8 protein-coding genes are annotated in these 8783 nt (G+C 70.4%); 6 read left to right on the forward strand and 2 right to left on the reverse strand.

Annotation, left to right across the window (positions count from 1 at the left end; all coding sequences use genetic code 11):
- The 6 genes from AB7U92_RS15925 to AB7U92_RS15950 form a co-directional block, all read left to right on the forward strand.
- The coding region (locus AB7U92_RS15925) for a tripartite tricarboxylate transporter permease (protein WP_428578843.1) at positions 1 to 1093 on the forward strand (1093 nt) is incomplete at its 5' end.
- Between the two features lie 18 nt (positions 1094 to 1111).
- Entirely contained in the window at positions 1112 to 2701 is a 1590-nt protein-coding gene (locus AB7U92_RS15930) for an MFS transporter (protein WP_428578846.1), read from the forward strand.
- Positions 2702 to 2727: 26 nt separating this feature from the next.
- Positions 2728 to 4029 (forward strand): DUF3422 family protein, encoded by a 1302-nt coding sequence (locus AB7U92_RS15935; RefSeq protein WP_428578848.1) that lies wholly within the window; start codon positions 2728 to 2730, stop codon positions 4027 to 4029.
- Positions 4026 to 5651 carry a gamma-glutamyltransferase family protein gene (locus tag AB7U92_RS15940; protein WP_428578851.1) on the forward strand — a complete coding sequence of 542 codons (1626 nt, stop codon included), beginning with the start codon at positions 4026 to 4028 and terminating at the stop codon, positions 5649 to 5651. The genes AB7U92_RS15935 and AB7U92_RS15940 overlap by 4 nt, the downstream gene beginning before the upstream one ends.
- 2 nt (positions 5652 to 5653) lie before the next feature.
- Positions 5654 to 6562, forward strand: a complete 909-nt coding sequence (locus AB7U92_RS15945; protein ID WP_428578853.1) for a DMT family transporter — start codon at positions 5654 to 5656, stop codon at positions 6560 to 6562.
- 86 nt (positions 6563 to 6648) lie between these two features.
- Positions 6649 to 7065, forward strand: coding sequence for a hypothetical protein (locus AB7U92_RS15950; RefSeq protein WP_428578855.1), 417 nt, complete (start codon positions 6649 to 6651; stop codon positions 7063 to 7065).
- Positions 7066 to 7084: 19 nt separating this feature from the next.
- On the opposite strand, the gene AB7U92_RS15955 is transcribed toward AB7U92_RS15950, so the two are convergent.
- Both AB7U92_RS15955 and AB7U92_RS15960 read right to left on the reverse strand, forming a co-directional pair.
- The gene (locus tag AB7U92_RS15955; protein WP_428578858.1) at positions 7085 to 8248 is read right to left on the reverse strand and encodes an acyl-CoA dehydrogenase family protein; all 1164 of its coding nucleotides are present in this window, start codon (positions 8246 to 8248) and stop codon (positions 7085 to 7087) included.
- 10 nt (positions 8249 to 8258) lie between these two features.
- Positions 8259 to 8720 carry a MerR family transcriptional regulator gene (locus AB7U92_RS15960; RefSeq protein ID WP_428578861.1) on the reverse strand — a complete coding sequence of 154 codons (462 nt, stop codon included), beginning with the start codon at positions 8718 to 8720 and terminating at the stop codon, positions 8259 to 8261.
- Positions 8721 to 8783: the final 63 nt, after the last annotated feature.

Consider the following 8783-nt stretch of genomic DNA (forward strand, 5'->3'; position numbering starts at 1 on the left):
CTTCAAGTTCGGCCCGGCCGAGTACTTCTCGCTGATGGTGCTGGGCCTGATCGGCGCGGTGGTGCTGGCCTCGGGTTCGCTGGTCAAGGCGATCGCGATGATCCTGCTCGGCCTGCTGATGGGCCAGATCAACACCGATGTCATCTCCGGCACGCCGCGCTACAGCTTCGACATCCCCGAGCTGACCGACGGCATCGGCTTCGTCGCCATCGCGATGGGCGTGTTCGGCTTCGGCGAGATCATCGCCAACCTGGGGCGGCCGGCCGAGCACCGCGAGGTGTTCACCAAGGACGTCAAGGGCCTGTGGCCGACCCGGCAGGACTTCCACGACGCCTGGCCGGCCGTGCTGCGCGGCACGGCGCTCGGCTCGATGCTGGGCGTGTTGCCCGGTGGCGGCGCGCTGCTGGCCTCCTTCGCCGCCTACACGGTGGAGAAGAAGGTCGCGAAGGATGCCAGCCGTTTCGGCCGTGGCGACATCCGCGGCGTGGCCGGCCCCGAATCGGCCAACAACGCCGGCGCTCAGACCTCGTTCATTCCGATGCTCACGCTGGGCATCCCGCCCAATGCGGTGATGGCGCTGATGGTCGGCGCGATGACCATCAAGGGCATCCAGCCCGGCCCGCAGGTGATGGCCAGCGACCCGCAGCTGTTCTGGGGCCTGATCGCCTCGATGTGGGTCGGCAACCTGATGCTGGTGATCCTCAACCTGCCGCTGATCGGCATCTGGATCAAGCTGCTGACCGTGCCGTACCGTTTCCTCTTCCCGGCCATCATGTCCTTCTGCGCGATCGGCCTGTACACGCTGAACAACAACAACTTCGACGTGTTCATGGCCGCCGGCTTCGGCATCGTCGGCTACATCTTCTACAAGCTCAGCTGCGAGCCGGCGCCGCTGCTGCTGGGCTTCATCCTCGGGCCGATGATGGAAGAGAACCTGCGCCGCGCACTGCTGCTGTCGCGCGGCGACTGGAGCACCTTCGTGACGCGGCCGCTGTCGGCCGGCCTGCTGCTGGCCGCGGTGCTGATGATCGTGGTGGTGACGCTGCCGTCGATCAAGAGCAAGCGCGAGGAAGCGTTCAAGGACGCCGACTGATCTCGCGATGAGCCACGCGTGAGCGACGCGCCGCCGTCGTCGCTGGCCCCGCTGAAGGGGCCGGTGTTCCGCATGCTGTGGGTGGCCTGGCTGGCCGCCAACGTGACCATGTGGATGAACGACGTGGCAGCGGCGTGGCTGATGACCACGCTGACAGACAGCGTCGTCATGGTGGCGCTGGTGCAGGCCGCGTCCACGCTGCCGGTCTTCGTGCTCGGCCTGCCCAGCGGCGCGCTGGCCGACATCGTGGACCGCCGCCGCTACTTCGCGGTGACGCAGCTGTGGGTGGCCTGCGTCGCGATGGTGCTGTGCCTGGCCTCGCTGGCCGGTGCGCTCACCGCGCCGCTGCTGCTGGCGCTGACTTTCGCCAACGGCATCGGCCTGGCGATGCGCTGGCCGGTATTCGCCGCCATCGTGCCCGAGGTGGTGCCGCGCCACGAGCTGCCGGCGGCGCTGGCCCTGAATGGCGTGGCGATGAACATGTCGCGCGTGATCGGCCCGGTGGTGGCCGGCGCACTGCTGGCCAGCGCCGGCGCGGCGGTGGTGTTCGCGCTCAACGCGGTGCTGGCGGTAGTGGCCTTCGTGCTCATCCTGCGCTGGAAGTCGCAGCGCAAGGTCAGCGCGCTGCCCGGCGAGCGCTTCCTCGGTGCGATGCGCGTCGGCGTGCAGCACGTGACGCAGTCGCCGCGCATGCGCAGCGTGCTGATCCGCATCTTCCTGTTCTTCCTGCAGTCGACCTCGCTGACCGCGCTGCTGCCGCTGGTGGCGCGCAGCCTGCACGGTGGCGGCGCCGGCACCTTCACGCTGCTGCTGGCGGCGATGGGTGGGGGTGCAGTGGCGGCAGCGTTGTACCTGCCGAGCCTGCGGCAGAACATCTCGCGCGACCAGTTCGTGCGCTGGGGCACCGGCGTGCATGCGCTGGCGGCGGTGACGGTGGTGTTCGCGCCCTCGCTGTGGCTGGCAGTGCCGGCGATGGCGATTGCTGGCATGGCCTGGATCGCCACCGCCAACTCGCTGACGCTGGCCGCCCAGATGGCGCTGCCCAACTGGGTGCGGGCGCGCGGCATGTCGATCTACCAGATGGCGCTGATGGGCGGCAGTGCGGCCGGCGCGGCGCTGTGGGGCCAGGTGGCGAGCTGGAGCAGCGTGCCGGCCAGCATCGTGTCGGCCGCGGTGGCCGGGCCGCTGGTGCTGCTGCTGACGCGACGCCTGTCCGTCGACGGCGGCGCGGACGAAGATCTCAGTCCCGCCAAGCCCGGCAGCGCGGCTCCGACGCCGCTGGTCGAGCCGCTGCCCGACGAAGGACCGGTGATGGTGACGGTGGAGTACCTCATCGACCCGACGCGCGCCGACGATTTCATGGCCGTGATGGAGGAGACACGTCGGGCGCGGCTGCGCCAGGGCGCGTTGTCGTGGGGCCTGTTCCGCGACCCGACCGCGCCCGGCCGCTACATCGAGTATTTCCTCGACGAGACCTGGGTCGAGCACCTGCGCCGGCTGGAGCGCTTCACCGCGGCCGACGTCGGCCTGCGCGAGAAGCGCCTGGCCTTCCACCTCGGCGCCGAGCCGCCGAAGGTGCAGCGCTTCCTGGGCGAAAGCATCGACTAGCATCCCGGACCGGAGGAGTAGCCGCGATGCAGACCGTTCACCCCTTGCGCGAGACCTTGCACCACGAAGTGCACGCGCGGCCCTACGAGCGGCTGAATGCGCCGCTGCTGCTGTCGCACGTCGCGCTGGTCGGCAACGCCGGCAGCGCCGAGCGCGACCACCTGGCCGGTCTGCTGCGCTCGCGGCAGCTGCCGGTGCCGGCCGAGGGGGCCAGCCACTTCAGCGCCGACATCGGCGGGCTGCGGCTGCGCTGGGAGAAGCATGGCGAGTTCCACACCTGCACGGCCTGGAAGCGGCTGGCCTCGGTGCCGGAGAGCTTCGCGCCGCTGCCCATCGACGACCTGCCGGCCGACTGGCGCGCCGGGCTGCCCGGGCAGTGGCTGGTGGGCATGCACGTGCTCGTCAAGCCGGCGCTTACGCCGCGCGACGAGGTGCCGCCGCTGGTGCGCAGCATGCTCAACGACGACAGCCTGGTCGGCGCCCGCGTGATGGACGGCGCAGCCGACGTCTATACCGACTTCCGCCTCTACGGCGACGGCTTCGCACGCTGGATCGTGGTGGCCGGCGACATGACACCGCGGCGCCTGGGCCGCCTGGTGCAGCGCCTGCAGGAGATCGAGACCTACCGCATGATGGCCTTGCTCGGCCTGCCGGTGGCGCGCGAGGTCGGCGGGGCACTGGCCAATGCCGAGCGCGACCTGGCCGAGGTGGCCGAGCGCATCCGCACCGCCAACCCCGACGACGAGCCCGAGCTGCTGCGCCAGCTCACCCAGCTGGCCGCGCGCGTCGAGGGCTTGTACGCGCGCACCCATGCCCGCTTCTCGGCCAGTGCCGCCTACTTCGAGCTGGTGCAGCGGCGCATCGACGAGCTGCGCGAGGAGCGCGTGCACAACCTGCAGACCATCCGCGAATTCATGGACCGCCGCCTGCTGCCGGCGATGCAGACCTGCGCCTGGGCCGGCCGGCGTCTGCAGGCGCTGTCGGAGCGCATCTCGCGCGTCTCCAACCTGCTGCGCACGCGGGTGGAGATCGAGCAGCAGCAGAGCAGTCGCGAGCTGCTCGACGCGATGAACCGCCGCCAGAAGGCCCAGCTGCTGCTGCAGAGCGCGGTGGAAGGCTTCTCGGTGGCCGCCGTCACCTACTACGGCGCCGGCCTGGTCGGCTACGCCGCCAAGGGCGCCAAGTCGGCTGGCTGGAACGTCTCGCCGGACGTGGCGGTTGCGGTGGCCATCCCGCTGATCGCGCTGGGCGTTTGGCTGGGCGTTCGCCGGCTGCACCAGGAGGCGAAGGCCGCCGCCGATACGACTCACACGGAGACCTCACGATGACCTCTTCCTTCAACTGGGGCGCCGGCTACCCCAGCCAGCGCGTGCCGGTGTTCGGCCGCAACATCGTCTCGACCTCGCACCCCTATGCCGCGCAGGCGGGGCTGCGCATGCTCTGGAAGGGCGGCAACGCCGTCGATGCGGCGATCGCCGCCGCCGCGGCGATGACCATCGTCGAACCCTGCAGCAACGGGCTCGGCTCGGACGCCTTCGCCATCCTGTGGGACGGCCGGCAACTGCATGGCCTGAACGCCAGCGGCACGGCCTCGCAGGCGTGGACGCCGGAGTACTTCCGCGCGAAGTACGGCGACGACGCCCGCGCGCCGGCCAAGCGCGGCTGGGACAGCGTCACCGTGCCGGGCGCGGTGGCCGCGTGGGTGGCGCTGTCCGAGCGCTTCGGCAAGCTCGCCTTCGCCGATCTGCTCGAGCCCGCGATCGAGATCGCCGAGCGCGGCTATGCCGTGCCCTGGGTGGTGCGACAGAAGTGGGCCATGGCCGCGGCGCTGCCGGAACTCACTGACCAGCCTGGCTTCGCCGACACCTTCCTGCCCCGCGGCCGTGCGCCGGAGGTCGGCGAGCTGTTCCGCTTTCCCGGCGCCGCGCGCACGCTGAAGCTGATCGCCGACACCTACGGCGAGGCCTTCTACCGCGGCGAGGTGGCACAGGCCATCGAGGCTCACGCCAAGGCGCACGGTGGCGCGATGACGGCGGCCGACCTGGCCGGCTTCCAGCCGGAATGGGTCGATCCGATCGGCAAGGACTACGCCGGCCACCGGCTGCACGAGATCCCGCCGAACGGGCAGGGCATCGCCGCGCTGATCGCGCTGGGCATCCTCTCGCACTTCGACCTCGCCGGCCTGAAGGCCGACAGCGTGCAGGCCCAGCACCTGCAGATCGAGGCGATGAAGCTGGCCTTCGCCGACACCTACCGCTACGTGTCCGATCGCCGCACGATGGAGGTGACGCCCGAGCAGATGCTCGACGACGAATACCTGTTCCAGCGCGCCAAGCTGATCGACCCGAAGCGCGCACAGGACTTCGGCGCCGGCAACCCGGTCAAGGGCGGCACCATCTACCTCACCGCCGCCGACGAGAGCGGCATGATGATCAGCTTCATCCAGAGCAACTACATGGGCTTCGGCTCCGGCGTGGTGGTGCCCGGCTACGGCGTCTCGCTGCAGAACCGCGGCCATGGCTTCAGCCTGCGTGCGGCCAGCCCGAACGTGGTGGCGCCGGGCAAGCGGCCCTTCCACACCATCATCCCGGCCTTCCTCACCAAGGACGGCGCCCCGCAGATGAGCTTCGGCGTGATGGGCGGCAACATGCAGCCGCAGGGCCACCTGCAGACGCTGGTGCGCATGCTCGACTTCCGCCAGGAGCCGCAGGCGGCCTGCGACGCGCCGCGCTGGCGCTTCAACCAGGGCCTGTCGATCAACGTCGAGGCGACCATGCCGGCCGCCACGCGCGAAGGGCTGCGGGCCCTCGGCCACCAGGTCGAGTCGTTCCAGGACAGCTACCAGGACTTCGGCGCCGGCCAGTTCATCTGGCGCCTCGGCGACCCGGCGGTGGAGGGCTACGTGGCGGCGAGCGACCCGCGGCGCGACGGCCTGGCCGCAGCGTTCTGAGCTTGCCCGCATCGCAATCGGGCCCGACACCGCGCGAGCTGATGCTCGCGCGCGTGCTGCTCTTCATCGCCCCGGCGCTGTGGAGCGTCAACTACCTCGTGGCGCGCTGGGCGCCGGGCGTGATCGCGCCGCACATGCTGGCGCTCGGGCGCTGGACGGTCGCGGCCCTGGTGCTGCTGGCCTTCTGCCACCGCGAGATCGCTGACAAGCGGCACCTCGTGCGCGCCGAGGCGGGCCACTTCCTCGTGCTCGGTGCGCTGGGCATGTGGGTGTGCGGCGCCTTCGTCTACATCGGCGGGCGCAGCACCGCGGCGGTCAACATCGGGCTGTTGTACGCCGCCTCGCCGGTGCTGATCGCGCTGGCCTCGGCGCTGTGGCTGCGCGAGCGCTTCGGCGTCGCCCAAGCACTGGGCGTGGCGCTGGCACTGGCGGGCGTGCTGCACGTGATCCTGCGCGGGCAGTGGAGTGCGCTGGGCGAGCTCACGCTCAACCCGGGTGACCTGTGGATCTCGGTGGCCGTGCTGTGCTGGACGGCCTATTCGCTGCTGCTGCGCGCCTGGCCCTCGGCCTTCTCGCCGCTGGCGCGGCTGACGCTGATCTCCTTCGGCGGCGTGCTCGTACTGCTGCCGTTCACCGCCTGGGAAGCAATCTCTTGGCTGCCGAGCGAGCTGTCGTGGCGCAGCGTGGGGTTGGTGCTGGCGGCGGCGCTGATTCCCGGTGCGGCCGCCTATGCGGCATATTCGTTCATGCAGCGCGCGCTCGGCGCGGCGCGCGTGTCGGTGGTGCTCTATCTCGGGCCGCTGTACAGCGCCGGCGTGGGCTGGGCGGTGCTGGGCGAATCTGTGCATGTCTACCATGCAGTCGGTGCTGCGCTCATCCTGCCGGGCATCTGGTTGAGCACGCGGCGTTGACGTGCCCCGCCGCTGCGTGAAGCGCCGCACGGTCGCACGGCAATCGCGTGTGCGCTGGAGCGCGGCGGCTTCTAGACTGCGCGACCATGTCGAACGCCAACAGCCTCGCCTTCCGCCCCTCGGGCTCGATCGACTTCGATCCGACACCGATCACACCGAACACGCCGGCCGTGGCCGCCGCAGCACCGGTGGACGACAAGATCGACCACGACCCGCTGTCGATCAACTTCGGCCGCGAGAAGGTTCACAAGGCCGCTGCGACCGAGCGCATGCTCGCTGGCACGACGATCGACTGGCTGATCGCGTTTGCGATGGATGCCCGCCCGAAGGCGCTGTGCGAGAAGTACCCCCACGTGGCCAACCGCCTCGCGCAGGAGTGGCGCGACAAGAGCCGCGTGCGCGCGAGCCTGCAGTCGCTGGTGGACGACGCCCGCTGGGGCACGGCCGGCTACCCCGCCCTGGTGCAGGGCGAACTGCGCAAGCTGCTGGCGCTGGCCGGCTGAGCCCGCGCCGGCGCGCGCTTCACATGAAGCGCGCCGCCAGCTCCTTCATGATCTCGTTGGTGCCGCCGTAGATGCGCTGCACGCGCGCATCGGTGTAGAGCTCGGCGATCGGGTACTCGCTCATGTAGCCGTAGCCGCCGAAAAGCTGCAGGCATTCGTCCATCACCCGGCCCTGCTGCTCGGTGACCCAGTACTTCAGCAGCGCGGCGCGCTCGACGCCGAGTTCGCCCTTCATGTGCGCCACCATGGCCGCGTCGACCATCGCCCGCGCCGCGAGCACCGTGGCCTGCACCTCGGCGAGCTTGAATCGGGTGTTCTGGAACTCCCAGATCGCGCGGCCGAAGGCCTTGCGTTCCTTGACGTAGGCGAGCGTCTCGGCCAGCGCCCGCTTCATCGCCGCGATGCCGCCGAGGGCGACGATCAGCCGCTCCTGCGGCAACTGCTGCATCAGCTGGATGAAACCCTGTCCTTCCGCCGGGCCGAGCAGGTGTTCCGCCGGCACGCGGACGTCGTCGAAGAACAGCTCGGCGGTGTCCTGCGCCTTCATGCCGATCTTGTCGAGCAGGCGGCCGCGGCGGAAGCCGGGGGCGTGCTCGGTCTCGACCACCAGCAACGACATGCCCTTCGAGCCTTCGCCGCCGGTGCGGCAGGCGACGATGATCAGGTTGGCGTTGCCGCCGTTGGTGATGAAGGTCTTCTGGCCGTTCAGCACGTAGTGGTCGCCCTCGCCATCCGTTCCACGCCGGGCGGTCGTGCGGATCGCCTGCAGGTCGGAGCCGGTGCCGGGCTCGGTCATCGCGATGGCAGTGATGTATTCGCCCGTGGCCATCCTCGGCAGCCAGCGCTGCTTCTGCGCCTCGCTGCCGTAGTGGAGGATGTAAGGGGCGACGATGCCCGAGTGCAGCCCGCCGCCGAAGCCGCTGAGGTTGGCTCGCGCCGCCTCCATCAGGATCACCGCGTCGTGCGTGAAGTCGCCGCCGCCGCCGCCGTAGGCCTCCGGCATCGCGGCACACAGCAGGCCCTGGGCGCCGGCTTCGCGCCAGGCTTGCGGCGGCAGGCGGCCTGCCTCGCGCCAGGCGGCGGCCTGCGGCACCCAGCGTTCGGTGAAGAAGCGGCGCGCAGCGTCCTCCAGGGCGCGGTGTTCGTCGCTCATCCAGACGGAAGGGAAGTTCGCGATTGCCATGCAGTGCTCCTCACGCCGCGGACTTCGCGCTGCGCTTGCGCGACTCGAGCTGCGCGCGACAGTTCTGGTTGATCAGGCGCAGCTCGGCCAGCGTGGCGTCGATGTGGGCCCGCTTCGCTTCCAGCTCGGCGATGGCGGCGTCGGTGCGCGTGATCACGTAGTTCAGCTGCTGGGCGCGGCCCTCACCATGGTCGCCATAGAGGTCGAGGTAGTGCTTGATCTCCGCAAGCGACGACCCGATCGCCTTGGCGCGCAGGATCAGCGCCAGCCGGGCTCGGTCGCGCCGGGTATAGACGCGCGTGCCGTTGATGCGGCGCGGCGCGAGCAGGCCCTTGTCCTCGTAGAAGCGCAGCGCCCGCAGCGTGATGCCGAACTCGCGGCACAGTTCGGTGATGCCGAACAGCTCGGTGCTGCCCTCGTCGCGGTGGGAAGCGACGAAGGCGCGGGCGGTGGCGTCTCGGGGGGCGTTCACACGACCCGCTGCATGCGCAGGGCCACGCTCATGTCGCCGGCCACCTTCAACTTTCCGGTCATG

The organism is Piscinibacter sp. (genome assembly GCF_050175855.1).
Lineage (GTDB): Bacteria > Pseudomonadota > Gammaproteobacteria > Burkholderiales > Burkholderiaceae_C > Piscinibacter.

Bases quoted from the DNA above. Each gene is read 5' to 3' on its own strand.
- AB7U92_RS15935 (WP_428578848.1), top strand. From the start codon at position 2,728: ATGCAGACCGTTCACCCCTTGCGCGAGACCTTGCACCACGAAGTGCAC.
- AB7U92_RS15955 (WP_428578858.1), bottom strand. From the start codon at position 8,248: ATGGCAATCGCGAACTTCCCTTCCGTCTGGATGAGCGACGAACACCGC.
- AB7U92_RS15940 (WP_428578851.1), top strand. From the start codon at position 4,026: ATGACCTCTTCCTTCAACTGGGGCGCCGGCTACCCCAGCCAGCGCGTG.
- AB7U92_RS15950 (WP_428578855.1), top strand. From the start codon at position 6,649: ATGTCGAACGCCAACAGCCTCGCCTTCCGCCCCTCGGGCTCGATCGAC.